At 47.0% G+C, this 26,250-nt stretch carries 25 protein-coding genes; 21 read left to right on the top strand and 4 right to left on the bottom strand.

Annotated features, from left to right (window positions below; translation table 11 throughout):
• Positions 1-30: 30 nt before the first annotated feature.
• The 4 genes from ABFC84_06205 to ABFC84_06190 all read left to right on the top strand — a co-directional run bounded on the left by ABFC84_06205 (position 31) and on the right by ABFC84_06190 (position 3,586).
• The gene (locus ABFC84_06205; protein ID MEN6412345.1) at positions 31-870 is read left to right on the top strand and encodes an MBL fold metallo-hydrolase; all 840 of its coding nucleotides are present in this window, start codon (positions 31-33) and stop codon (positions 868-870) included.
• Positions 871-1,140: 270 nt separating this feature from the next.
• A complete protein-coding gene (locus tag ABFC84_06200) occupies positions 1,141-2,049 on the top strand; it encodes a fumarylacetoacetate hydrolase family protein (GenBank protein ID MEN6412344.1) in 909 nt (302 codons plus the stop codon).
• Between the two features lie 21 nt (positions 2,050-2,070).
• Complete coding sequence (locus tag ABFC84_06195) at positions 2,071-2,853, top strand: aldolase/citrate lyase family protein (protein ID MEN6412343.1); 783 nt, start codon at positions 2,071-2,073, stop codon at positions 2,851-2,853.
• 124 nt (positions 2,854-2,977) lie between these two features.
• Positions 2,978-3,586: a DedA family protein gene (locus ABFC84_06190; GenBank protein ID MEN6412342.1), complete on the top strand. Its 609-nt coding sequence runs from the start codon at positions 2,978-2,980 to the stop codon at positions 3,584-3,586.
• A 43-nt stretch (positions 3,587-3,629) separates the two neighbouring features.
• Here ABFC84_06190 and ABFC84_06185 read toward each other — a convergent pair whose 3' ends face one another.
• Entirely contained in the window at positions 3,630-4,460 is an 831-nt protein-coding gene (locus ABFC84_06185) for a polysaccharide deacetylase family protein (protein MEN6412341.1), read from the bottom strand.
• A 358-nt stretch (positions 4,461-4,818) separates the two neighbouring features.
• On the opposite strand from ABFC84_06185, the gene ABFC84_06180 reads away from it, so the two are divergent.
• From ABFC84_06180 to ABFC84_06125, 12 genes are all read left to right on the top strand, one after another.
• On the top strand, positions 4,819-5,232 hold the full coding sequence (locus ABFC84_06180) for a DUF3842 family protein (GenBank protein MEN6412340.1): 414 nt from the start codon (positions 4,819-4,821) through the stop codon (positions 5,230-5,232).
• Between the two features lie 2 nt (positions 5,233-5,234).
• Entirely contained in the window at positions 5,235-5,435 is a 201-nt protein-coding gene (locus ABFC84_06175; GenBank protein ID MEN6412339.1) for a CooT family nickel-binding protein, read from the top strand.
• Positions 5,436-5,488: 53 nt separating this feature from the next.
• The gene (locus ABFC84_06170; protein MEN6412338.1) at positions 5,489-6,445 is read left to right on the top strand and encodes an L-lactate dehydrogenase; all 957 of its coding nucleotides are present in this window, start codon (positions 5,489-5,491) and stop codon (positions 6,443-6,445) included.
• Between the two features lie 2 nt (positions 6,446-6,447).
• Positions 6,448-7,590, top strand: a complete 1,143-nt coding sequence (locus ABFC84_06165; protein MEN6412337.1) for an iron-containing alcohol dehydrogenase — start codon at positions 6,448-6,450, stop codon at positions 7,588-7,590.
• Positions 7,591-7,639: 49 nt separating this feature from the next.
• Entirely contained in the window at positions 7,640-8,242 is a 603-nt protein-coding gene (locus tag ABFC84_06160; protein ID MEN6412336.1) for a lactate utilization protein, read from the top strand.
• 14 nt (positions 8,243-8,256) lie between these two features.
• Entirely contained in the window at positions 8,257-10,431 is a 2,175-nt protein-coding gene (gene ldhH / locus ABFC84_06155; protein ID MEN6412335.1) for an L-lactate dehydrogenase (quinone) large subunit LdhH, read from the top strand.
• 114 nt (positions 10,432-10,545) lie between these two features.
• Complete coding sequence (locus ABFC84_06150) at positions 10,546-11,805, top strand: [FeFe] hydrogenase, group A (protein MEN6412334.1); 1,260 nt, start codon at positions 10,546-10,548, stop codon at positions 11,803-11,805.
• A gap of 18 nt (positions 11,806-11,823) precedes the next feature.
• The gene (locus tag ABFC84_06145; protein ID MEN6412333.1) at positions 11,824-12,135 is read left to right on the top strand and encodes an iron hydrogenase small subunit; all 312 of its coding nucleotides are present in this window, start codon (positions 11,824-11,826) and stop codon (positions 12,133-12,135) included.
• A gap of 36 nt (positions 12,136-12,171) precedes the next feature.
• Positions 12,172-12,867 carry a cytochrome b/b6 domain-containing protein gene (locus ABFC84_06140; GenBank protein MEN6412332.1) on the top strand — a complete coding sequence of 232 codons (696 nt, stop codon included), beginning with the start codon at positions 12,172-12,174 and terminating at the stop codon, positions 12,865-12,867.
• Between the two features lie 279 nt (positions 12,868-13,146).
• Positions 13,147-14,397, top strand: coding sequence for an MFS transporter (locus ABFC84_06135; GenBank protein ID MEN6412331.1), 1,251 nt, complete (start codon positions 13,147-13,149; stop codon positions 14,395-14,397).
• Between the two features lie 27 nt (positions 14,398-14,424).
• Positions 14,425-15,261: a DUF6282 family protein gene (locus ABFC84_06130; protein MEN6412330.1), complete on the top strand. Its 837-nt coding sequence runs from the start codon at positions 14,425-14,427 to the stop codon at positions 15,259-15,261.
• A gap of 45 nt (positions 15,262-15,306) precedes the next feature.
• Positions 15,307-16,059, top strand: coding sequence for an MBL fold metallo-hydrolase (locus ABFC84_06125; GenBank protein MEN6412329.1), 753 nt, complete (start codon positions 15,307-15,309; stop codon positions 16,057-16,059).
• A 32-nt stretch (positions 16,060-16,091) separates the two neighbouring features.
• On the opposite strand, the gene ABFC84_06120 is transcribed toward ABFC84_06125, so the two are convergent.
• Together ABFC84_06120 and ABFC84_06115 are read right to left on the bottom strand one after the other, a co-directional pair.
• Complete coding sequence (locus ABFC84_06120; protein ID MEN6412328.1) at positions 16,092-17,051, bottom strand: zinc ABC transporter substrate-binding protein; 960 nt, start codon at positions 17,049-17,051, stop codon at positions 16,092-16,094.
• A 105-nt stretch (positions 17,052-17,156) separates the two neighbouring features.
• Complete coding sequence (locus ABFC84_06115; GenBank protein MEN6412327.1) at positions 17,157-17,576, bottom strand: Fur family transcriptional regulator; 420 nt, start codon at positions 17,574-17,576, stop codon at positions 17,157-17,159.
• A 197-nt stretch (positions 17,577-17,773) separates the two neighbouring features.
• On the opposite strand from ABFC84_06115, the gene ABFC84_06110 reads away from it, so the two are divergent.
• Positions 17,774-19,459, top strand: a complete 1,686-nt coding sequence (locus ABFC84_06110; GenBank protein MEN6412326.1) for an FAD-dependent oxidoreductase — start codon at positions 17,774-17,776, stop codon at positions 19,457-19,459.
• A 169-nt stretch (positions 19,460-19,628) separates the two neighbouring features.
• Positions 19,629-20,855: a GDSL-type esterase/lipase family protein gene (locus ABFC84_06105; protein MEN6412325.1), complete on the top strand. Its 1,227-nt coding sequence runs from the start codon at positions 19,629-19,631 to the stop codon at positions 20,853-20,855.
• A 37-nt stretch (positions 20,856-20,892) separates the two neighbouring features.
• On the opposite strand, the gene ABFC84_06100 is transcribed toward ABFC84_06105, so the two are convergent.
• Positions 20,893-21,240 carry an ASCH domain-containing protein gene (locus tag ABFC84_06100; GenBank protein MEN6412324.1) on the bottom strand — a complete coding sequence of 116 codons (348 nt, stop codon included), beginning with the start codon at positions 21,238-21,240 and terminating at the stop codon, positions 20,893-20,895.
• A gap of 361 nt (positions 21,241-21,601) precedes the next feature.
• Here ABFC84_06100 and ABFC84_06095 point away from each other — a divergent pair, with 361 nt between their 5' ends.
• The 3 genes from ABFC84_06095 (at position 21,602) to ABFC84_06085 (ending at position 25,822) form a co-directional block, all read left to right on the top strand.
• Entirely contained in the window at positions 21,602-23,317 is a 1,716-nt protein-coding gene (locus ABFC84_06095) for a methyl-accepting chemotaxis protein (protein MEN6412323.1), read from the top strand.
• Positions 23,318-23,495: 178 nt separating this feature from the next.
• Positions 23,496-24,938: a sodium:solute symporter family protein gene (locus ABFC84_06090; GenBank protein ID MEN6412322.1), complete on the top strand. Its 1,443-nt coding sequence runs from the start codon at positions 23,496-23,498 to the stop codon at positions 24,936-24,938.
• A 101-nt stretch (positions 24,939-25,039) separates the two neighbouring features.
• Positions 25,040-25,822 carry an IclR family transcriptional regulator gene (locus ABFC84_06085; protein ID MEN6412321.1) on the top strand — a complete coding sequence of 261 codons (783 nt, stop codon included), beginning with the start codon at positions 25,040-25,042 and terminating at the stop codon, positions 25,820-25,822.
• The last annotated feature ends 428 nt before the right edge of the window (positions 25,823-26,250 follow it).

Below are 26,250 nucleotides of genomic sequence, written 5' to 3'. Positions count from 1 at the left end.
TTGGTTAAGTATAATCAAGGAGGTCTTTTTTTGAAACTGACAGTTGTTGTTGATAATTCCGTTCCGATTTCAACGCCTCATCCTTTTTTGGGTGAGCACGGATTTTCGCTGCTGATGGAAACAGATTCCGCTAAATTCCTTCTGGATACCGGCCAGTCGGGGGCGGTTGTCCATAATTTAAGCTTGCTGGGGATTCATCCGGATCAGCTGGATGGAATTATAGTCAGTCATGGTCATTATGATCATACCGGCGGTTTGGCCTTTCTTTTGAAACATCGGAGCAAGCCGGTGCGGGTATACGGGCATCCTGATATTTTTCAAAGCCGCTATTCCCTGGCCGGCGGTTCGAGACGGTACATCGGTATGCCCAATACGCGGGAAGAACTTACGGCTCTCGGCGCTCAATGGCATTTGTCGCGGGCACCGCTGAAAATCGTTCCCGGGCTTATGTTCAGCGGGCAAGTTCCGCGGCAGACAGACTACGAAACCGGTGATGATAAATTGATGCTTTGCGGCGCAGCAGGCTGCGACTGCCAGGACCCGATTGATGACGATACGTCTTTGTATTATTCCTGCCGGGACGGGCTGATCGTGATCGGCGGCTGTACTCATTCCGGCCTGGTCAATACGGTGGAGCTGGGATTTAAACTTACCGGAATGAAAAAATTGATCGGCTGGATCGGCGGTACTCATCTGGGACCGGTGTCGCCGGAGCAGCAAAATAAAACGATCCTTCAGCTAGAGAAATACGCGCCTCAATTTTTAGCGGCCAGCCATTGCACCGGCTTTGCCATGATGGCAGAACTGCAAAAGCGTTTCGGCGAGAGGTTTATTCCCGGTTTTGTAAGCCGGGTAATACAGGTTGACTGATAGCCTTAAAAAATAGATGTTTTGCGGGCAGGCTGTTTTACGGACAGTCTGCTTTTTTTTTCGGCTGTTTTGCCGTGGAAAGTGCCGGCTTTTGCTGCTGCCAAGCTATTCGGTGGCTTGTATGGTTGTTTATCAGGCGTGACGAAAAGCAGGATTTTTATCCCGGGATGAAGAAGAGCAAATCATTAGCCGAACGCGGCAAAACAGATAGATGTGAATGACGGATAAGTGTGAGAAGCAATTGAGCAAACAAGCTGGGAGGAGTGCATCATGCATTTTGTAACTTTTGAGTTTAACGGGAAAAGGGATATCGGCATTTTGTCCCCGGACAAAACCGCCGTTATTCCGCTGCAGGCGGCTGAACGGGTGTACTGTAAATCGGCTGTGCTGCCGGATAACATGCTGGACTTGATTGACGGCGGCGAGGCGGATCTTGCTGTCGTACGAAAGATTATAGCCGGGAGCGATGAGGATTGTCCTAAGATTTCCCTTAGGGATGTACGTATTCTGGCCCCTATTCCCCGGCCGCGGAAAAATATATTCTGCATCGGCAAGAATTATGTCGAACATGCTCTTGAATTTGAAAAAACGAAGGATGTTAATTTGGCAGTCCCCAAAGTGCCGATGATCTTTTCCAAGCCGCCTACTTGTGTGGTCGGTTCAGGTGCAATTGTGAAAAACCACAAGCAGATCACCTCTCAGCTTGACTATGAGGCGGAACTGGCGGTGATTATTGGCAGGAAAACCTTTCGGGCAGCGAAAGCGGAAGCGTATGATGCTGTATTCGGCTACACGATTATGAACGATGTTTCGGCCCGGGATTTGCAGAAAGCTCATTCTCAATGGATTATGGGAAAAGGCCCCGATACCTTTGCGCCCCTGGGACCGTGTATCGTCCATAAAAGCGACATTCCGAACCCGCATGATTTAGCGATCAAAAGCTTCATCAACGGCGAGATACGTCAGAACGCCAATACGAAAAACATGGTGTTTGACATTCCCACGCTGATTGCCACAATTTCATCGGTGATTACCCTGGAGCCTGGGGATATCATTGCAACCGGTACGCCGGCGGGAGTTGGGGCGGGCTTTAATCCTCCCAAGTTTCTGCGGCCAGGCGATGAAATGCGTCTGGAAATAGAGAAGATCGGTGTTTTGGTGAATCAAATTGAAAAATAATCAATGACAAGGATGAGTCGAATGAGTCTAATAGAAAATAAGATCAAAGCTAGGCTCCTGGGCGGTCGGACGGTTACAGGCAGCTTCCTGTTCAGCCGGGAGCCGGCCTGTGCGGAAATTCTGGGCTATGCCGGAATGGATTTTGTTTTGATTGATACTGAACATACGCCTGCTACTTCCAGCGAATTGGTCCATATTGTCAGAGCGGCTGAGGGCAGCGGTGCCGAACCTGTTGTAAGGGTACGCACCAACGATCTGGCGCTGATCCTTCAGGCGCTGGATGTTGGCGCAACAGGCATTCTTGTGCCGCGGGTCAACACGGCACAGGCGGCCAAAGCCGTTGTCCGTGCCGCAAAGTACGGGCCTGACGGTGAACGGGGTATGGCCGGCATGGTTCGGGCCGCAAAATACGGTTTTATCGCGGGAAAAGAATATAGGGAAGCTGCGAACCGAAATATTTTTATAATGGTGCAGGTGGAAGAAGTGGAAGCGGTTCGCAATCTGGACGAAATTATAGCGGTTGATGGGATTGACGGTATTTTCATCGGTCCGGCGGATTTATCTCAGTCCATGGGGCTAAGCGGACAGTTTGAACATCCTGATTTTCACCGCACGGTGCTGGATGTGATTTCCCGGGGAAGGAAAGCCGGCAAGCATGTGGCAATTTTCTGCCCCGGTGTGGCGGATGCGAAACGATGGGAACAGGCCGGCGCCGATATTTTTGCCGTTTCCGGTGATACGGTGCTTCTTGCTCAGGCGGCAAAACAATTGCTGCAGGACATGGGGCGGCAGGTTGGATTTTAAAGAATATGATTTTTTGCGCCGGTATTGGTCTAAACTAATCAGGAATGCAGGATATAGAAGCCGCAATAGCGAAAAATTCGCTAAAGATGATTTTGCCGCACTGCTTTTGGAGGATACGTGTTAGATGGAACAATTTTATTCTATTATTACCCAATATATTGATGCTTGGGGGTATACGGCTATTTTTATCGGAATGACCATGGAAAGCGCCTGCCTGCCGGTGCCCAGCGAATTGATTTTCGGCTTCGTCGGTTATCTGGTTTTCCAGGGACGAATGGATTTTACTGCCGCAGTTGTATCAGGGGTATCAGGAGGGCTGCTGGGCTCCATACTTGCTTATGGCGTGGGCCATTACGGCGGCCGGCCGTTTATTGATCGATATGGAAGATTCTTTTTTTTATCCAAGCGGCACGTGGCGTTAGCCCAGCGCTGGTTTGACCGCTATGGCATCGCCGCGACTTTTTTCGGCCGGCTGCTGCCGGTGGTGCGGACATTTATTTCGCTGCCGGCCGGTTTTGCCAAAGTACCGTTCATCAAGTTTGTAGCCTGTACCATTCTTGGCTCTGTGCCCTGGACGATAGCTTTGATTTACGGAGGCATGATTCTAGGCGAGAACTGGCATAAGTTAGATGCAGTGGGCCATGATATAAGCTTGATCATTGCAGGGTGCTTGCTCGTAGCCGGAATTCTTTGGCTAAGGCGTGGCAAGGGAGAAGTGAATCCGGATTCATAGACAAAAAAGACTTCTTCGGGGCTGCCGAAGAGGTCTTTTTTTGCTATGGAACATAAATTAAATTTGCCAAGGAACTGACACCGTTTTTACGCAAATAGGATTTAAAATTTTGCAACGCACTGAAGGTTTCGGTGAATTTTAATCGCAGCCAAAACCGCAGCAAGGTGTGGGAGGCTTCAAAAATAGGAATTCGGTTGAGGGTAAACAAACCGCATTCTTTCGTATTTCGTCCCAGGTTGATGGTAAATGCGGCCCGGTAGCCGGCTTGTTTTGTCAGGTTAATTACCCGTTGATCATAGACCCCGCCGGGATAGGCTAAATAGTCCGCTTTTTTGCCGAGACGCCATTCCAGCGCCTCTTTGGAACCAGTCAGTTGGGAAGTCACCTCCTCATCGGAGGCCTTGGCCAACAAGATATGACTTAAGGTGTGGGATTGAAAACTAAACCCGTTATCCTGCATTTCCCTTACTTGCCGCCAGCTTACATACCTGCCGTTGCGGCCCACGAAATCGGTGATCAAAAATATCGTTGCCGTAAAATGATATTTCTGCAATATGGGATAGGCCACCTGATAATTGTCTTCATAGCCATCATCAAACGTGATCAGAATGGGATTTGGGGGGAGTGGTTTACCATATTGCAGATTATCCAGCAGTTGGTCCGGAGATATGGTCGTATAACCGGCCTTATATAAATAAGCCATCTGTGCATCGAATTCATAAGAGCTAAGTGTTAATGCATTATGGGCTTCATCATTGATTTGATGATAATTTAAAACCGGAACGCCGGAAAACGAGGAAAAGATAATGTAACCCAGCCCTGCTAATAAAAAAAATACAATCACTATGCCTGCCACTATCATTTTATTTTTCAATCTTTGCAATACGGACAACCCTTTCGCTAGTGAAATTTTTATTTACCATAATTGAGTTCTACAGCATATTCTTAAATCCTCCATAAAATGATATGATTTTATCGGGACTGATTTTACCAGTGAAGTTTTTCAGGAATTATGCAAAATATTCTTGACTAATTCATGGTTCGTCCATATACTAAAATAGTAATCATAATAATAATTTTTATACGGCGATAAATTTTACTTATGGCGAGAATCTCATGAAGAGGTTTGATGACCTGGGCTATATGAATGATGACTAAAGATCCATGAAGGATACAGAACTTAGAAAAGTTCTATCTTTTATGGATTTTTTTATTTTTATCAGGAGGTTGCTATGCGTGTTGCAGTGATTGACGGACAAGGTGGCGGTATGGGAAGAGTGATCATTGAAAAGCTCAAAAAGGGGGTTCAGGAAGAAGTGAATGTGCTGGCCCTGGGAACGAATGAGCTGGCAACTGCCGCTATGCTGAAAGCAGGAGCGGATGAAGGAGCTACGGGCGAGAATGCCATTCTGTATAATGTTGATAAAGTAGATTTTATTATTGGTTCTCTGAGCCTTGTTCTGGCCCATTCGATGGGCGGAGAGCTAACGCCCAAAATGGCGGAGGCGATTGCGGCCTGCAAGGCAAGAAAGCTGCTGCTTCCTATCTATCGTGAAAATGTTGACGTTATCGGATTACGGCCGGAGCCGCTTCCTCACTGTGTCAATCAATTATTGTTGCAAATAAGGAGCTATCAGGAGGGATGAACATGTGTGAAGCAAATGCGTATGTGCTGCATGATGGTACGGAAGAATTACTGCTGGAGAGTGTGGATAAGGTTTTCCCGCATGAAACAGAGATTTATCTTGAAAATATATTCGGCCAGAGGAAGATCCTGGCTGCCAGGATTAAAGAACTGCGTTTGGTAGATCATGCCATCATATTAGAACGGATTGGAGCAAGTTTATAACGCTTCCCAGGGATGGGATTGTTATAAATATATAAGCAAATTGGAGGAGGAATATGACCAAAAACAAGCTTGTTATCGTCGGCGCGGGACATGTAGGCTCAGCCGTATTGAATTGTGCCTTATCCTTTAATCTGGCAGATGAAATCGCGGTGATTGATATCATTGACGAAAAAGCGCGGGGTGAAGCTTTGGACGCCAGTCATGGTACGCCTTTCCCTTACAGTACCAACGTAAATATTCACGCCGGAGATTTTGCGGAATGCAAAGCGGCCAACGTTATTATTATTGCTGCAGGCCCCAGCATCATACCGGGCGAGACAATGGACCGCTTGATTCTTGCCGACCGCAATGTCAAAGTCATGAAGGATGTAATGACTTCCATCACGCAGTATACCAGGGACGCGGTGATTATTATGATTACCAATCCGTTGGATGTGATGGCCTATTATGCGGGAAACTTTTTTGATTATCCGAAAAATAAAATATTTGGCACCGGTACTACGCTGGAAACAGCCCGCTTTAAAAGAATGATTGCCAATAAATATCATGTAGATCCGAAGGATGTTCAGGGTTATATGCTGGGCGAACATGGAAATTCAGCTTTTCCGGCATGGAGCTTGCTCAACATTGCCGGTGTTCCCAGCGACAGACTGGATGAGTATTTTCAACCGGAGGAACCGCTGGACCGTGAAAAAATCGGTTCTGCAGTTATCAACGTTGCTTATGATGTCCTGAATTTTAAAGGATTTACCAGCGCCGGTATTGCTATGGCCGCCTGCCGCCTTGCCAAGGCGGTGCTCTATAATGAGCACAGTATTCTGCCTGTTTCTACTACTATTGAGGGGGAATACGGCCTGTATGATGTTGCCCTGAGTCTTCCCTGCCTTATTACCGGAGATGGAGTCGCCAGAAGAATAGAAGTCCCCTTGGCTGAGGATGAGATTTTTCAGTTGAAGAACAGTGCAAAAAGTATCTCCAATGTACTGAGGTCGGTAGGACTGGTACTGTAATGATGATTTCTTATAATTTTTTTAATCCTACCCGGCTGGTATTTGGCGAACATACCCTCGGGCAAGTGGGAAAGTGGATTGCCGACAGCGGCTATACTAGGGTATTGCTGCTGGCAGGCGCAGGCTCCATTCAGAAAAACGGCGTTTATGATGCGGTTACGGCGTCATTGAACGCTGAGAAAATTCAATGGGCGGAATGTTTCGGTGTCCAGCCAAACCCAAGTTTGAGCAAGGTTCGGGAAGCAATTAACCTGGCGCTTGAACATCAAGTGGAGGCGGTTCTGGCGGTAGGCGGCGGCAGTGTTATTGATACCGCCAAAGCAGTGGCAGCCGGAGTTTTTTTGGATGATATCTGGCAGGCCTTTGAAGGGGAGATCCGGATTTCTAAGGCATTGCCGGTTTTTACCGTTCTTACCCTGTCGGCTACCGCATCGGAGATGAATGGGAATGCAGTCATCACCAACGAAAGAGACAAGAAAAAATGGGGAATCGGCAGTTCCTTTTTGTATCCGAAAGTGTCGATTATTGATCCAAGCGTTCAGACTAGTCTGCCCTGGGAACAAACTGTGAACGGGGCGCTGGACGCGTTGGCTCACATTATGGAATTTTATTTTGTGGGAAAAGAAGAAGAAACTTCAATTTCAATCCATGAAGCCTTAATGAAGACGATCATTGCGATGGTGGATAAACTGCAGGAAAATCCGAAGGATGTGGACAGCCGGGCCAATTTGGCCTGGGCGGCGACGCTGGCTTTGAACGGTATCAGCGGCGCCGGTATGCGAGGCGGCGACTGGGCCTGTCATGGAATGGAACACAGTATCAGCTGCCTGAACTCTAGCATTGCCCACGGCGCGGGACTGGGAATTTTATTTCCTGCCTGGATGCAGTATGTATACGACGAAAATCCCAAGCAGTTTAACCGGTTTGCCCAAAACATATGGCAGTCTGCCAGTCTGTCGGCAGCTATCAGGAAGATGCGGGCACGAATTAAAAAGTGGCAGGGACATACCCGCTTGCACGAACTGGGAATCCGGGAGGAGCAGCTGAACGGGCTGGCGGAGAATGCCGTTGCCCAAGGATCGCTGGGACGGCTGAAAAAGCTGCATAAAAGTGATGTGGAACAGATTCTGCGGCTGGCGTACTGATACTGTCAAGCACATTATGGCGATAACAATAACCTAAAGGGGTGGAATGATGCAGAAAGTATGTGAGAATTGGGAACAGAATCTTCCTAACGGAAAATCCGGCGGGAAATACTTTGCTGATTTTGAAGCAAGAGCTAAAAAGGCATCAACGGAAATTTTTCATGTGAAAAACGCGGCTGAAGCAAAGCAAGTTGTGACTGACCTGCTGAAATCAATTCAGGCGAAAAAAGTGGTAGCTGTGGACGGGCCGTATCAACAGGCTTCCGGCATATTTCAGGCGATACAGTCTATGGGTATTGAATTGTATACGGCCAATACGGACATTGCCGAGCATGCCAAGACGGCGGATATCGGCATTTCCAGCGTTGAGTTTGGTGTCGCCGAAACCGGCAGCGTCGCCTACGACGGATATTCCGTTGAGAGCAGGCTGGTTTCCATGCTGCCGCCAATTCATCTGGTTTTTATGAACAGCAGCAATATTGTTCCCGGGGTGGAGGAAGCATTTGAAGTATTTTCTAAAGTTTTTAAACGCGGCTATACCGGATTTCTTACCGGGCCAAGCCGGACGGCCGATATAGAACGTGTATTGACGATCGGGGTGCATGGTCCCAGCCGGTTTATTTTGATTGCTGTCGATGAAGAAGTTATTTGAGGAGGCGTGTTCTGATGGAATCGGTGCAACAGCGTAATTTAAAAAAAGAAATTGACGAAAAACTAAACGATCCGGTGCTTCGCGGCGCTTTGGGACGATTTGCGGCAGAATATCCCGCTTCCCGGGATAAAGCGTTCGAGAATGTGGAAGATGTGGATGCTTTGCGGGAGCAGTTTAAAAATATGAAGATTGGTGCAGTCGCCCATATTGAAGAGCTGGCGGATCAGTTTGAAGCAGAGGCAGGCAAACGGGGGGCAAAGGTATTCCGGGCCAAAGACGGCGATGCTCTCAAAGAATATTTGATTAATCTCTGCAAAGAAAAAGGTGTCAAACGGATTGTAAAATCAAAGTCCATGGCGTCGGAAGAAATCCATTTGAATAAAAGCCTGGAAAATGCCGGATTGCGGGTTAAGGAAACGGATTTGGGCGAATGGATCATTGCCGTTGCCGGACAGCGGCCTTCCCATATGGTTATGCCGGCAATTCATTTGAATAAAGAACAAGTGGCCGGTTATTTTTCCAAAGAACTGAACCGGGAGATTTCCACCGATATACCGTATATGGTACAGGTGGCCCGGCAGAATCTGCGGGAAGAATTTTTACAGGCGGATATGGGAATTTCCGGCGCCAACTTCGGTATTGCGGAAAACGGCGCTATCGGCTTAGTTACGAATGAGGGAAACGCTCGTTTGGTGACGACTTTGCCCCGGATTCATGTGGTGATCATCGGTTACGAAAAACTAATCCCGAAAATTCAGGACGCTGCCTGTCTGCTGCGGATACTGCCCCGCAACGGCACCTGCCAGCTGATGACCAGTTATATGACTATGGTGGACGGCGTTACCCCCACGATGGTGGAAAAAGACGGGAAATGGGTGGAGCAGGATAAAGAACTGCATATCATCCTGTTGGATAACGGCCGGCTTAAAGCCGCTCATGACGAGAAATTAAAGGAAATTTACAATTGCCTGCGCTGCGCCGCCTGTTTAAATGTGTGTCCCGTTTATACCCTGGTAGGCGGACATGTATACGGCCATATTTATGCCGGCGGCGTCGGGGCGATTCTTACGGCGCTGTTGAACAGTGTGGGTGATTTTGAACAATTTAATGAAATGTGCATCGGCTGCCGGAAGTGTACGGAAGTATGTGCCGGGAAGATTAATATTCCGGGACTGATCGATGAACTGCGGGCCAGAGCGGTGAAACAACACGGCCTTCCTTTTGCGACCCGGGTTGTTTTTGAAAATGTACTGTCCAACCGGAAAATATTTCATTCTTTGCTGCGTGTGGCTTCGATCGGCCAAAAACCATTTCAGTCCGGCAATGTAATTCGGCATTTACCCCTGTTCCTTGCCGGAATGGCCAAGGATCGCAGTTTGCCGGCTATTGCCGCTACGCCGCTGCGGGACAGAATTTCTTCGCTGACTAGGAAGATTGCCAAGCCGGTGAAGAAAGTGGCCTTTTTCAGCGGCTGCAATATTGATTTTGTCTTTCCTGCTACCGGTGAATCGGTGTTCAAGGTTCTTCAGGATCTTAAGATGGAAGTCGTTTTCCCGGAAGGGCAAAGCTGCTGCGGCAAGCCGGTACTGGGGATGGGCGACAGGGAAACCGCCAAAGGTATTGCCAAGCGGAATATAGAGGCGTTTGAAGCCGCCAATGCGGATGTAATTGTTGCCGCCTGCCCGACCTGTGCGGAGACTTGGCATCAAACATATCCGGAACTATTTGCCGATGAGCCCGAATGGAAAAAACGGGCGGAAAATATCGCCCATAAAGTACGCGAGTTTATCAGTTTTGTCAGCGAAGAATATGCCAAAGCCGGTCGGTTGGGCAAGACTGACGGTAAAACGAAGATTACCTATCATGATTCCTGCCATATGAGACGCGGCTTGGGCATTTATCAAGAACCCCGTCAAATTTTGGAGGCGGCTCCCGGCTATCAATTTGTTGAAATGAAAGACTGCGATAAATGCTGCGGCATGGCCGGCGCCTTCGGCGTTAAGTATACGGAGTTGTCCATGCCGATTTTAAAACAAAAGATTGATAATATTAAAAACAGCGGCGCCGAAGTGGTGGCGGTAGGCTGCCCTGCCTGCATGATGCAGCTGCAGGGAGGATTGGACAAGCAGGCGCCGAATATTGCGGTGAAACATGTGGCCGATATTCTGGCGGAAAACATTTCCCGGTAATGACCAATAAGCTTTATATAGTCATGAAGACTATATACACATGAAGTGTGGCTTATGAACGATTCATTCGTTTCATAAGCTTTTTTCTTATTTTTTCTAAAGGAGGGAACAGTTGTGAACGGTTTTCAATCAGCGGAACTGTCCCAGGTTATCGCTGTTGATTCGAAAAAATGCAAAGGCTGCGATTCCTGCAAGTCCTATTGTCCGACCCGGGCGATAGAAGGGAAATACGGTGCCGTGCACAGCATAGCCAATCAGGACTGCATCTTTTGCGGACAGTGTCTGGTGAACTGCCCCTTTGGCGCTCCCACGGATATTATCGACTCGGTGGAAAAAGTTTTAGTGAAACTGCGTGATCCCCAAACAACGGTTGTAGCAACCATTGCTCCTGCCGTTCGCATCGCCATCGGCGAAGAGTTTGGCTTCGAACCGGGGACGCTGTTGACGAAAAAACTGTATGGCGCGATGAAGCAGGCCGGATTTAAAGTGCTGGATACCAATTTTACCGCCGACCAGACGATTATGGAAGAAGGCTATGAACTGGTGGCCAGGATCCGCCAGCATCTTTTGCAGGAGCAGGGCAGTACTGACAGCGGTCCGTTGCCCCAATTTACTTCCTGCTGTCCGGCCTGGGTCCGCTATGTTGAATTGAATCACCCCCAGTTGATTCCCTATCTTTCTTCCGCCAAATCGCCGATGATGATGGCCGGTGCTTTAGCCAAAACGTATGGCGTCAGGGAAGTCTGGAAAACGGAACCGGAACATACTTTTGTTGTCGGCGTAATGCCTTGCACGGCCAAGAAGTTTGAAGCCTCCCGTCCCGAATTTCACAGCGCTGCCGCTTATTGGCGCCGGCAGGGACGCGACGGAGATTATCCGGATGTGGATCTTGTTCTGACTACCCGCGATCTGGCACGGCTGTTAAAAGAAAGAAATATTAATTTGTGGAATGTTTCTGAATTCAGCGACGCCGATAATCCGCTGGTAAATTATAGCGGCGCCGGCACTATCTTCGGTAATACCGGCGGTGTAATGGAGGCGGCGCTGCGAACGGCTTATTTTGTTTTTACCGGACAGGAAATGAAGACGTTGGAATATAAGCCTGTACGGGGACTGGAAGGAATTAAAGAGGCCGCTCTTACGATTCGCGACGCCAAAACGGATCAGGATATCCGTCTTTCGGTTGCTGTAGTTCACGGTCTCAGGGATAATATTGCTCCGGTGATCGAACAAACGCTGTCCGGCAAGTCGCCGTACCAATTTATTGAGGTTATGAATTGTCCCGGCGGCTGTGTCAACGGCGGCGGGCAGCCGGTATACCCTATGGGCACATCCTGGTTAAGCAAAGCCAAGGCAATACTTCCGTGGAATTAAAAGGGAGGCGTAATTTAGGTGAAACAGTATGACTATGCTGAAAAAGCAATTAAGGTTACCCGCCGCGAGTTTCTGGAAATTGTCGGGGTAGTCGGTGCCGTTATCTGGACGGGCGTATATTTAACGACGGATCTGGTACAGGATCACACGAAGTATATAAAGCTGAGAATCCAGGGGCTGTATAAGGATGATGCGAACAGTCAGGTAAGACAGAGCCATAATAATCCGGCGCTGCAGGCTATGTATCGTACTTTTGCCCAGCAGCCGCTCAGCCCGCTGTCGGAGGAACTTTTTCATACGCGATATATCAATCGCAGGGCGATTGGATAGGTTGCTGATACTAACTCAGAAAAGGAGGGATCATCAATGCCGGAGAAAGCATATATCCTGCGTCATCCCCTTTCCTCCCGCCTGTTTCATTGGGGGCTTGTCTTAGGTTTTTTGCCGACGGTGATCACCGGATTAATTATCTGGTGGAAACCGCCCATGGAGGATGTCTTGAATCTGGCCATGCGCATTCACATTATCGGGGCGGGTGTATTTACAACTGCGGCGCTGCTCTTTTTTCTGTTCGCTTTTGACCGGGTGGCCTTATTTATCCGCCACATTTCGGAATGGAGCAGGAACGATATTCGCTGGATGCTGGTAGGCGGGGGGTATCCCCATAAAATTTTTCTGGGAGAAGAGATTGAAACTCCGCCGATGGGCAAGCTGAATTCAGGGCAAAAAAGCATGGGGGCGTTCATGTTTCATGGCGGAATTTTTCTCCTGGTAAGCGGTTGGATATTGTACGCTTTTGTGCCGGTTGTTCCCCGGGAAATCGCCTATCTGGCCGGCGTAGGGCATGAATGGGTGGGCTTGTTTATGGGGGCGTCGGTTTTTGCGCATATGGGCCTTGGTATTTATAATCAGGCTGAATTTAAGGCTATGTTTGGCGATGGCACAATACCCCTGGACGTGGCCCGGAAGCATAATTCTCTGTGGGTAGCTCACCACGTTGAACTGGTGGTTCATAAGAAGGATACCGGGACAGAAGCGAAAGCGGCATCACAAAAATCATAAGTTTGCAATCGCACAGCAAAAAGGCTTGAATTTTGCCGATAAAATTCAGGCCTTTTTGCTGTGCGGCTTTCAGCATACAGTATGGAATAAACGTTTCAATTTACAGCTTATTCAAAATATTTGTCGAATAATAAGAGCTCTTGCAGGAATTGAAAAAATAATGATGAATAATGCAATAATAAAAGTTGTAAGATACTAAAATGAATGGGTTGGTTCGTAAAGGGGGGGAGGGTTCAGGTAAATTTTCAAAAGTATCTTAGTGGGAGGGGGATTTAATAAGTGGAAGAGAAATGGTACAAAGTCATCAACAAAACGCAGAGAAACGCATTAATTGGCGGTATGGGCGGCTGGACCCTTGATGCAATGGATATGTTGCTTTATATTATGTCGCTGACTGCAATCATGAAGGATTTTCAAGTGGATACAGCTGTTGCCGGCCTGCTTGCCTCTGTGACGCTGCTTTCGTCCGCGGTAGGCGGTACTGCTTTTGGCGTGATAGCCGATTCCTGGGGGCGTAAGAAAGCATTGCTTGCCTCCATATCGATTTATACGCTGTTTACCGGACTAAGCGGAATTGCCACTTCGGTCAATGAACTTGCCGTGTACCGGACAATTCTGGGACTTGGCATGGGCGGTGCCTGGGCAACAGGGGCACTTCTGGTCAGCGAAACCTGGCCAACGGAACACCGTGGGAAAGCCTCCGGCTTCATGCAGGGCGGCTGGGCAATCGGCTACATGATAGCCGCCTTGTTCGCCGGTTTTGTTTTACCGGTATATGGCTGGCGGGTTCTTTTCTTTGTCGGCGTAATACCGAGTGTTATTATGTTCCTGTTTGTGCTGTTCTGCTGCGAGGAGCCGGCAGTATGGCGGGAAAACATAAAAGTGAAACAGACTGCGGTTAAAAAAGAAAGTGTGGGATCGGGCTTTTTTGAGATTTTCAAGGGAGATATGTTAAGGTTTACTATCATTGCATCAATATTTGTTTCATTTGTCCAACTGGCTTATTGGGGTTTGTTCAGCTGGCTGCCGGGATTCCTGTCAACGCCGGTTGAGCAGGGCGGAGCCGGTATGAATATCGTAAAGACATCCGGCTGGGTTTTTGCCATGCAGATCGGCGCTCTATTCGGTTATACTTCCTTCGGTTATTTAGCCGATTCTGCGGGCAGAAAAAAGGCGTTTGCTATTTTTCTGCTGGCAGCCGCTATTTTAGTGCCGATTTACGGCAGCCTGCGGGATGCAACATTGCTGTTCGTCGTCGGCCCATTTATTGGCTTTTTCGGTTCCGGTTATTTCAGCGGTTTCGGTGCATTCCTCTCCGAACTGTTTCCTACCCGGATACGGGGAGCTGCTGTCGGCTTTATCTACAATTTCGGCCGGGGAGTCAGCGCTTTGGCACCGTTTATTATCGGTACCCTGGCTAAGACATACGGAATCGGAACATCCCTGTTTATTACTGCTTTGTTCTACGCTCTGGGAGTTGTCATGGTCATGTTTTTACCGGAAACCAAAGGCAGAGCTTTGGAGCAATAGGGCAGCTGATCAAAGGAAGTGGCGATAATGGATACTGTTCTTGACGAACTGGTTGCCGGAGCTGTTGATATGCATGTACACAGCAGTCCGGATGTTGTACCGCGCAAACTGACGGATATTGGCGTTGCCCTTCAAGCAAAGCAGGCCGGGCTTGCCGGAGTTCTGCTGAAAGGTCATTATTGTGCGACGGCTTCCCGGGCGGCACTGGTCCGGGAAAGTGTCCCGGGTATCCGGGTTTATGGCGGCGTTGTTTTAAATCAAGCAGTAGGCGGGTTGAATCCGTGTGCTGTGGCGACGGAAGTGGCATTGGGAGCAAAAGAGGTTTGGCTGCCGACGATTTCAGCCCTCAATCACTTACGGTTTAATCACCAGGATTTAGAAAAAGGTGTGCCTGTTGTTGATGATCAGGGAAAACTGCTGCCGGCATTATATGAAGTGCTGGAAGTAGTGGCCGGGGCTGATGTTATTTTGGGCACAGGACATTTATCAACTGAGGAAACTGAAAAAGTAATTGCTGCGGCGCTAAAAAAAGGTGTGAGCAAAATACTTGTTACTCATCCGGAATGGGAAGTGACTGCTATGCCGGTAGCGGTACAGCAGCGGCTTGCGGCGAAAGGGGTTTATTTTGAGCGCTGTTTTTATGCTTCCAATTCACCGCAAAAGCTGCCGGTGAGCGAACTTGTGAACCAGATTAAGGCAGTTGGGGCAGCGTCCACTGTTTTAAGCAGCGATTTCGGGCAGGTGTTTAATGAGGAGCCGGCTGTCGGCTTCCGGCGCTTCCTGGATTGTATGCTGCAAGGCGGGATCAGTCCGCTGGAAATAGAGATCATGATTAAGAAGAATCCGAATGGTTTGCTCGCATAATTTGGCAAGCCAGGATAGTTTTCTAAAAACGGGAGGCGGCTTGATGTGAAAATCGACGTTTTATTTCAGGGATTTCCGGGGAAAATCACGCGAGGGTACATGAGCTGGAGCTCTGTTGTATACGTTGAGACTGTCGGTCATAAGATTTTGTTTGACACCGGGAGCATGGTGGAACGGAGCGAGCTGCCGAAACGGTTCGCCGAGCACGGCTTGAGGATGGATGACATTGATCTGCTTGTACTCAGCCATTTTCATCATGATCATATTATGAACTTTGATTACTTTAAGAATGCCCGGATATTATTGCATGAACAGGAAGCGGAATGGGTCAGTCAGGATGTGGAAGATTGGCCTGTTCCCAAATACTTGTTCCCGGTTTTGCAAAATAGCGGCCGCCTGGAACTAATCCAAAAGGATGAGGAAATCCTGCCCGGAGTGTCCACGTTGTTGTCGCCGGGGCATACTCCCGGCTGCATGTCCCTGGTACTGCGGGATCATGACATGCCGATTACCGTGCTGGCCGGTGATGCGGTAAAAAATATCAGTGAACTTGCCACCGGTGAAGTAGCTATGTCCTGGGATAACGCGGCCAGCGCCAGGACGATCAGAAAAATCCGGCAGACCGCGGATGTCGTTATCCCCGGGCATGACCGGATTCTGCGTATATTGCCGGGAAAAATTGCCGCGACTACCTCTTGCCATGAGACGATTACAATTCCGCCGGGAACGGCTGATGCGGAAAGCAGCAGAGACATCAATCTTACGATTGAGCCGACCAGCCTGCCGACAAAGGAATAAAGAGAACCACGAGCTTTTGCTCGTGGTTCTCTTTATTCCAATGCCGTCTGCAAATTGACCAGATTTTCCCGCATAATGCTGAGATAATTCTTTCCTTGTTTCATTTCTTCTGCCGAAAGACTTTCCACCGGATTCAAAACCAGCAGTCCGGCCCCCGTTTCTTTGGCTATAGTTTGGGATAATTTCGGATTTACGACGGTTTCGAAGAATATGTATTTCACTTGATGCTCGCGGCAAAAATTAACTACTTTTGCCATTTTATCCGGAGTCGGTTCAGTATCGGGATTGAGTCCCATAATTGCAACCTGCCGCAGATTGTAGCGTTTGGCCAGATAACCAAAAGCATCATGGCTGGCGATAATATCCCGATGGGGTACATTTGCCAAAGCGGTTTGGTATTCCTGGTTTAACTTTTCCAGTTCGCTGTTATATTGACGGGCATTATCCTGATAATATTCTTTGTTCTGGGGATCGATGGCGGCTAAAGCAGCGGCAATGTTATTGATTTCCTGCTGGGCATATAGCGGATCAAGCCAAACATGGGTATCGGTGCCGCTGTGATGTTGATCATGGTCTTCCTGCGGTTCTTTAGTCTCGTCTTTAGCTTCAGCTGTTTTTGTCAGCAGCGGGATGCCTTTGCTGATTTCAACGGCTGTTGTGGTTCCCAGCACTTCCTTGGTCAGCAGCTTATCTACCGGCTCCAGATTGGCGCCATGGTATAAAAATAGTTTGGCGGTCCGGATTTGGGCCAGGTCTTTGGGAGTAGGTTCCCAGTCATGGGGCTCGGCTCCCGGGGGAACCAGCATGGTTACGGCTACCTTGTCTTTGCCGACTTGTTTGGCAAATTCATATACAGGATACATGGTTGCTACAATCTTTATTTTTTCACCTGATGCTTGGGTACTATTGCTGCGGCTGCCGCAGCCTGCTAATGAAACAATAAAAGCAGCTGCTGTCAGGCAAACTAACATGATGCGTAAAAACTTTGACACCCCAAAACCTCCTTGAATTAATTATCAAATAAGAATATTACTATTTGATAATACACCGATAACAAGATTGCGTCAAGAAGAGTATGGAAAATATTAGGAAGTGCGTTAGTTTTTGTTTTTGCATTCTTTACAGTAGCCGTACAATTCAAAGGAATGCCCGACAATTTGGAATCCGTCGGTTTGGGATTCGTTTAATTTCGCCGGTTCGATAGGACAATAATCAAGACATTGAGTTTTGCCGCAGGCTAAACAAATTAAATGGTGATGGTGGCTGGTGACGACTTCAAACAGATAACCGTCACGGCTAGGCGAGCTAATCTGATTTAGTACGCCTAAATTGGCAAGTAAATTCAAATTGCGGTAGATGGTATCAAAGCCAATTTCCGGCTGCACTTTTTTTACATCCTGCCATATTTGCTGTGCGGTAAAAAATTTGCCGCAATGAAATAAAGCATGAATGACAGCAATGCGCTGCGGCGTCAGTTTAAATCCTTTCTCCTTGATCAATTCCAGAATATCATTCATGGTTATAAGCTCCCTTGAGATAGTGTCTAGTTCAATTTTAATCCATTTACGCCAACCAGGCAAATGCGGTCAACAGGCTGTTAAGGAATAGCCAGGCAGTTGTTCGGGGTTTGCTTGACATATTTTGAATTTTCGTTCAAAATATAATTATAGCCCCCCTGCGGGGGGGTAACTGTCTTGTGAGGAGGATGAATGGTATGAAGGTAGTAATTGTGGGGGGAGTTGCCGGCGGTGCCAGTGCGGCGGCACGGTTAAGACGGCTGGATGAAAAATGCGAAATTATTTTGTTTGAACGGGGAGAGCATATTTCTTTTGCCAATTGCGGTCTGCCTTATTATATCGGCGAGGTAATCAGAGAGAAAGAAAAACTGGTTGTGCAGACCCCGGAATCAATGCGGACAAGATTTCAGCTTGACATACGCACATTAAGTGAAGTGACAGGTATCGACACGGCTAAAAAAGAGGTGGAAGTGACTGATTTTAACAATCATTCTACTTACCGGGAGTCTTATGACAAGCTGATTCTTTCTCCCGGCGCTGCACCCATAAAGCCGAGGCTCCCGGGGATTGAGGCAGATAATGTATTTACTATGCGAAATATCCCTGATACATACGCTATGAAAAATTTTATCGATAAAAAGCAGCCGAAAAGAGCCGTGGTAGTGGGCGGCGGATTTATTGGTATTGAATTGGCCGAAAATCTGGCTGAACGGGATATTGCCGTGACGATCGTCGAGTTGGCCAATCAAGTCATTGGACCCCTTGACTTTGAAATGGCGGCGCTGGTTCACCAGCAGTTGAAACTGAATGATATTGAATTTTATTTAGAGGACGGTCTTCAGTCCATACGGCAGGAAGAAAACTATTCGGTTGTTACGCTGAGCAGTCAGACGGAAATAAAAGCGGATATGATCGTTCTGGGAATTGGTGTGACGCCGGATATTAAGCTGGCTAAGCTGGCGAATCTGGCGTTAGGCGAACGCGGCGGCATTAAAGTCGATGAATATTTACGGACATCCGATCCGGATATTTATGCGGTGGGGGATGCCATTGAGGTTATTGATTTTGTGAACGGCCGGCCGGCGTTGATTCCGTTGGCCGGTCCTGCCAACAAGCAGGGGCGGATTGCGGCTAACAATGTATTCGGTTTGCAGGAAAAATACGAGGGAACACAAGGCACTTCGGTGTTAAAGGTGTTTAACTTAACGGTGGCTGCTACCGGTAATAATGAAAAGATGCTCCGGCGGTTCCAGATTCCCTATGAAAAGTCATATACTCACTCCTTGTCCCATGCCGGTTATTATCTTGGCGCTACGCCTATTTCATTAAAATTGCTATTTTCGCCGGAAAACGGCAAGATACTGGGGGCTCAGGCAGTAGGTATGAAGGGGGTGGAGAAACGAATTGATGTAATCGCTGCGGCAATTCGCATGGGAATGACCGTATTCGACCTGGAAAAACTGGAATTGTCCTATGCGCCCCCCTATTCATCCGCCAAAGATCCGGTCAATATGGCGGGATATGTTGCGTCCAATATCATGAAACAAGATTGCCGTGTCATTCATTGGGATGAAATCGCGGCGTTGGACAGAGAAAAATCAGTATTTTTGGATGTGCGGACTCCCGGAGAATTCAAGCAGGGGCATATTCAGGGCGCAGTGAATATTCCGGTGGATGAACTGCGGCAGCGAATGGAGGAGATTCCAAAGAGAAAAGACATTGTTATATATTGTCAGGTCGGATTACGCGGCTATCTGGCTTACCGGATACTGATTCAAAACGGCTATCAAAATCTGAAAAACTTAAGCGGCGGTTACAAAACCTATCACGCAGCCGTGCAGGAACAATCAAACCGGGGAATTTACCGTTACGAAGATTTATAACTGTCGTGTAATCCAGTAATAAAAGTTGAGCCCATCCGTTTTCGTTGGATGGGTTCAATTTTTAGCTGCAATAGAGGGAACTACTCCGTTTTTGACGGGGTGTCAGCATTATTAACCAGCAAGAAAAATTGTGGTATACTTGTCTATGGATAAAAGAAAGGAGGAAACCATGAAGTTATTGCGCATTGCTTTTATCACAGTATTGTTGCTCGCTTTTTCGCTGACAGCTTATGCCCAGGAAGGCAAAGTGCAGTTATTATGGCAAAATGCCGAAGATGCCGTGATGTATGAGCTTGAAATTGCCACTGTTCCGCTCCGGGGCAATCAGCCGGCACCGCAGAGCCTGACAGTGTACCGGACGACGGAGGTATATACGCCGGGGATTGAGCTGGATCTGGACTTGTTTGACGGACAAAATCAAAATAGGCTGTATTATCGCGTCCGCCCATTAGATCTTGACAAGAATCCCATTGCTGCATTTACTCAGCCGGCGGCCTTGTCCCAGGGAAATTTCAATCCGCCTAAGCCTACGCCGACGGCTTATTTTAACAGGCGGCTTACCCCTCTATATCCGGTTTATTCCTGGATTCCGGTGTTGAACGCAGCCCGGTATGAGGTGGAAATCACCGATAGAATACCGGAAAATCCCAATGGGACTTCGCCGTCCTGTTACCGGATACGCTCCTATTCGGTCGATCATGGATTCGACTGCTATGACACTCATGCTTATACGGAAGATGGCATTTATTACTGGCGCGTGATTGCCTTTGACGGAGACGGTCAACCCCTCGGCGGCTATTCAGATGCCATTTCTTTTAAGGTTCAGACCGGTCCCCGTAATTGGGCCGTTTTTGGCGACAGTATTACTCATGGCGGTGGGGCCATCTCTAATCCGCCGTCGGATTCCCGGTTTGATTATTCTTCTTATCTGCCTTTCCCGGTAAAAAATCTGGGCAGAAGCGGCGATACGGCGGCTGATTTGGCAGAACGATTTGAAAGTGATGTTTTGCCTTTTCACCCCAGGTATTTGTTTATTCTGGGGGGAAGCAACAGTATCCGGGAAGGTGTAAGTGCTGAGGACGTGATTGAATCTTTGGAACAGATTAAGCAAAAATGCCGGGCAAATGGCATCACGCCGATTTTTTTGACACTGCCACCGGTAAATCCGGAGCGGATTTCACGGGTCTTTAATCAGCCAACGACGGATAATTGGCAGGAAGAATTAGCTAAAGTCAATCAGTATATCAAAGCCCAGACGTATTCCATTGATATTTATGCTAAATTGGTCAATGATCAGGGAATATTGCCGGTAAAATATGCTCAGGACGGGCTGCATCCCGATATTGCCGGCAAGAGAATTATGGGGCGTGCCGTGCGGTCTTTTCTAAAAATATAGATTAAAAAGCTGGCTGGAAAATTTCCCAGCCAGCTTTTTAATCTATTATTTCCGAGAAATAAACTACGCTGACATAATCCTCCGGCGTGATGGACCGACGGTAAAGCTGTTCAAAATCGGCAATTAATTCGTCTACTGTTTTAATGTTAGGGTTTTGGTGGGCCAGATCTTCGGCGGTCAGCTGGGAGAAATGTTTGACACGTACCTTGTCGATAATGGCCCGGTACAGTTTTTGCCGGGGACATTGCTTTTTGCCGAAGGTGACCCAAACGATGGAGTTCTCAGGATAGGTATCGCGGACATCCCCCAGCCGGACGGTACAGTTTTTCGTACGGTTACGCAACATTTCTTCGTGATAAGCAGCTTGAAAATTTAAGGCAAACATAGTATTTCTCCTCTCTGTTGTGTGTGTTCGAGGAAAGTTAATCTCCCAATATAATTTAATAGTATATGACATCGAAATGAATGTCAATGCGATCAGAGAGATATTGGCGGTAGCCGGCTTCCGGCAGGGGAATATATGGACGGAAATGACAGAATAAACGACAAATTGAGATTAAACAGGAAACAGAAAAAAATATACCGATAAGTTCGCAAAATATGAAGGATTATGTATAAATATGACGAATGATGTCATAAAGATTGCCAATTTCTTTGCAAAGGAGTTTAGCGATAAAATCCTCTTGCAGGCAAAAAATTCTATTATCAGTTAGACGAATAAAATGATGCTTGGAGGAGAATTCAAAATGAGTTTCTTTAACAATTTGAAAGTAAGCATGAAGCTGAGTATCTTGATTCTTGTCGCCTTTGTATTAATGGGAGTTATCGGGTATAACGGGTATTATTATCTCCAGAAGTCAAATGCAGACATGAATCGAATGTACGCAGAACGATTGATTCCGGTAAAACTCTTAAATGAAACTCGTGTGGCTACTAAGACAGCGAATACAGCAATATTGGAATTAATGCTCACAACCGATGAGAAAAAGAATCAGGAGTTAAAAAATGTTGTCGATGAACAAGCTAAGCTAGGGACGAATACTCTTACCGAGATTGAAAAACGACCCTTAGATCCTAAAGCAAAGGAATTATTAAATAAAGTACGGACTTCTCTGGAAAAATATCGTACAGCCAGAGGAGAAGTAATTCAGCTGGCAATGGAAAACAAAGATGTAGAAGCCTATGCACTCTATGTTAAGGCTGTTGCGCCACTAGCCAATGAATTTGTTGGCAACTTAGAGGAACTATCCGATTATTACGCAAAGTTATCTGAGCAAATGAACAAGGACAACAAGGCGGCATTTGAGAGTGCAACGCAAATTATGCTGGGTATGCTTGTGATCGCTTTTGTGTTTTTAGGACTGAGCGGATTCTTCATTACCAAGATGATTGCCGGACCTCTGCATACGATGGTGTTGGTTTGTAAAGAACTCGCGGCCGGGGATTTTCGTGATAAACCAAGAAAATTATTGAGAAAAGATGAAGTTGGCCAATTGGCCGATTCTTTGGTCGACATGCGGGGCAGCCTCCGTATTATGATGAAGCAGGTCAACGAATCATCGGAACAGGTGGCGGCGTCTTCTGAGGAACTGAATGCCAGCGCCGATCAGTCGGCTCAGGCTGCCAATCAGGTGGCGGCTTCGATTACCGATGTGGCGAAAGGCATGGAGGATCAGTTGGCGGCAACCAATGATACTTCCGCCGTCGTAGAGCAGATGTCGGCCAGTATTCAGCAAATTGCCGCTAATGCCAATGAAGTAGCCGGTCAATCGGCTCAGGCCGCTGACAAGGCCAATGAAGGCAATAAGTCGGTGGATAAAGCAGTAAATCAAATGGCTCAAATTGACCATACCGTTACTGCTTCCTCTCAGTTAGTAGATAAGTTAGGGGAACGGTCTAAGGAAATCGGCCAGATTGTAGGTACGATTTCCGGGATTGCCGGTCAGACCAACCTCCTAGCCTTGAATGCCGCTATTGAGGCAGCCCGTGCCGGTGAACACGGACGTGGCTTTGCCGTAGTGGCAGAAGAGGTGCGCAAGCTCGCCGAGCAGTCCCAGGAATCGGCTAAGCAAATTGCCGATCTGATTGGTGAAATTCAGGGCGATACCGATCAAGCTGTGGCCGCCATGAACGATGGTACTCGGGAAGTCAAGCTGGGAGCGGAAGTGGTTAATTCTGCCGGGAAAGCCTTTCAGGAAATCGCGGATCTGGTCACTCACGTATCCGGTCAGATTAAGGAGATATCGGCGGCAATTGAACAAATGGCAACTGGCAGCCAGCAGATTGTCGGTTCGGTAGAACGGATTGATGAGTTGAGTAAAAAGGCATCAGGAGAAACCCAGACGGTATCGGCAGCTACCGAAGAGCAATCGGCTTCCATGGAAGAAATTGCTTCTTCCAGCCAGGCTTTGGCTCATCTGGCGATGGAACTGCGGGAAACTGTCAGCAAGTTTCAGATATAATCAGGGAAAATGAAAGATGGGTAAAAACGCGGCAGAAAGATAGATGAGTAAAAGCAAGGCATATCAAAAAGATACGCCTTGCTTTTACTGTCGATATAGCGTATTTAGACATAGGAATAAAGGAATTATTTAAAATAGCAAGAAAGAGAAATAGGATTAAAACAAAGGAGATGGGGTTGTGAATGGTTATATTTGGGCGATTTTGCTTTATTCGCTGCTGTTGATCGGGATTGGCTTCCTGATTACCAGGCGGGTAAAGGGGTCCGCGGATTTTTTTGTCGGCGGCAGAAAGTTTGGACCGGCACTGCTGTTTATTACTCTGGTGGCTCCTAATATTGGTGCGGGATCTACAGTTGGAGTAGCCGGACTGGGATATAAAATCGGGATATCCGCCGTTTGGTGGATTATTGCCTCGGCGGTAGGCACTTTCATTTTAGCTTTTTTCGTTGGACCGGCTATTTGGCGGCTGGCGAAAAAGCACAATTTCTATACCCTGGGAGACTATCTGGATTATCGCTATAATCGGAATTTCCGCGGATTGATTTCTTTAATGATGGCGATTGGTACGATTGCCATTTTTGCCGGACAGCTGATGGGAATATCCTGGATATTATCCGCTATTGCCGGAACGTCGAAAGCAGCAGGCATTTTAATTGGGGCAGTGGTCGTTGTCCTCTATTTTGGTGCCGGCGGACTGCTTACGGCGGCTTATGTCAATATTATTGAAGCATCGGTTAAGCTGGTCGGGTTTGCTATAGCCATACCCTTTGTTCTCAGTTTTGTTGGCGGCTGGAACGGTATGGAAACTGCGATTGCCGCCAACATGGCGGATACGGTGAAATCTGCCGCATATTTTAGCTTCGATGGGGCAGGAATGACAACGATTCTGGGCTTCTTTCTGATGCTTACCCCGTCCTTTTTTATTTCACCGGGATTAATCGGCAAGGTATATGGGGCTAAGGATGAAAAAACGGTAAAAATCGGTGCGCTGTTATGTGGTTTGATCATGCTGGCTTTTGCCATTGTACCCACTGTCCTTGGCATGGCTGCTGCCGCGGTTGTGCCGAATTTAACAGAGCGGGAATTGGCGCTGCCCATCGTTATGAAGGATTGTATGCCCTTTTGGGCTTCGGCGCTATCATTGGCAGCTATTTTTTCGGCTGAGGTTAGCGCGGCAGATGCGGTTTTATATATGATTACTTCTTCCTTTACTGAAGATTTGTATAAAGCTTTTCTTCGGCCTGATATTTCGGATAAAGCCCTTTTAAAGACCGGCAGGGTCGTTTCGGTGGCTGCCGGCCTCATCGGCATCGCACTGGCTGTTTTATTGCCGAACATTATCACAGCTCTATCGATTTTCTATTCCTTAATGTCGGTGTGCTTAACGGCGCCGCTGCTGTTTGGCCTGTTTTCCCGGCGTCCCAGCACGACGGCTGCTTTTATTTCCTCTATTGCCGGAATTATCACCGCCGTGTGTTTGCAATTTGGCAATGGCGGGAAAGGACTGGGAATTTTGAATGGGCAATCGACGGCCATTTTGTTGACAGTGATCATTATGCTGGTGATGATGTATGCTTTTCCGGCTGACAGAGAAAATTCCAAAAGTAATTACAATTTATAAAATTTATACTTGACGAATATTCTGAAGAATGATATTATCGCCATAAAAGGTGTATTTGCGAATTTGATTATCATATGTGAATTTAAAGGCGGGATGGCTATTTGAAATTAAATAAATCAGCAGCTAGAAGTGTGGAGATATTAAATTTGCTTGCAAAGAGCAAGAAACCTTTAACCCAGCTGGAAGTTAGTCAGATGCTGGATTTACCCAAAAGCAGCACATACGAACTTTTATATACACTCTTGGACAAGGGAATGCTTGAGTTTGATAACGAGGATTTAAAGACTTTTAAGTTAAGTCTTAAACTTTTTGAGCTGGGTATGACTGTTCTGGAAAAAGCTGATCTTACAACAATGGCCCGTCCCATTCTTGAAGATTTAAGTTCGAAAATGGGGGAGACAGTATTTTTGGCAGTCGAAAACAAGGGCGATATCGTATATTTAGATAGAGTTGAAGAAAGCAGTTCGATAACTACTTCTGCAGGTTTAGGGATTAGGCGGCCAATGTACTGTACAGGTTTAGGGAAGGCGTTGTTAGCTACTTATCCTGCCAATCGGGTGGAAGAGATATGGAATAGGGCTGATCTTAAAGTTTATGGCAAGAATACAATTCGTGAATACAACGATTTGGTTGCAGATATCCAACAAACGCGAAGACGGGGCTATGCTATTGATAATCGTGAAATGGAAGATGAGATATTCTGTGTAGCCGCACCGGTTTATGGCCGAACGGATAATGCCGTTGGCGCTATTAGTATAGCAACAGTTTATTTTAAAATAAATAAGAATAGAATAGAGATGCTGGGCAAAGAAATTATGAAGAGCGCCTTGGATATATCAAAGAGACTTGGTTTCAGAAGAAACACTTTATATTTTGAGAAATAAAATCCATTATAATTTACAAATTTGATTCATGAAAATGAATCAAATTTTTCAGAAATAATAGCGAACTTAATTCATATATGCGAATCAAAAAATATTATTTATACGTGCCTTTAGGTAAGACAAGACAAAATTACTGGTGAATTTAAGGCGTGTATTGAACTGGAAGGAAGCGATAGATAGGAAAATAAATTGTTAAGCAACTAATCGAACTTGATTCGCATATATGAATTAAGAACAATGCTCAATCCATCGATAGAGAAGGATTGCTTGCAGCTCAATTCGCAGATATAAGAGTAATTTGGGATGGCGGATTTAGAGGATTCTAAAGAATCTCAAGTTGACTCTCAGAAAAATATACTAGATGGGGGAAGTGACATAATTGTTCATACCAAGTGGAGTTAATGCAGCAATGGCGACGCCTTTCACCA

It is taken from the genome of Veillonellales bacterium (genome assembly GCA_039680175.1).
Lineage (GTDB): Bacteria > Bacillota > Negativicutes > JAAYSF01 > JAAYSF01 > JBDKTO01.
Note: the sequence above shows the minus strand (reverse complement) of the source record. Positions and strands in the feature narration are given on the sequence as shown.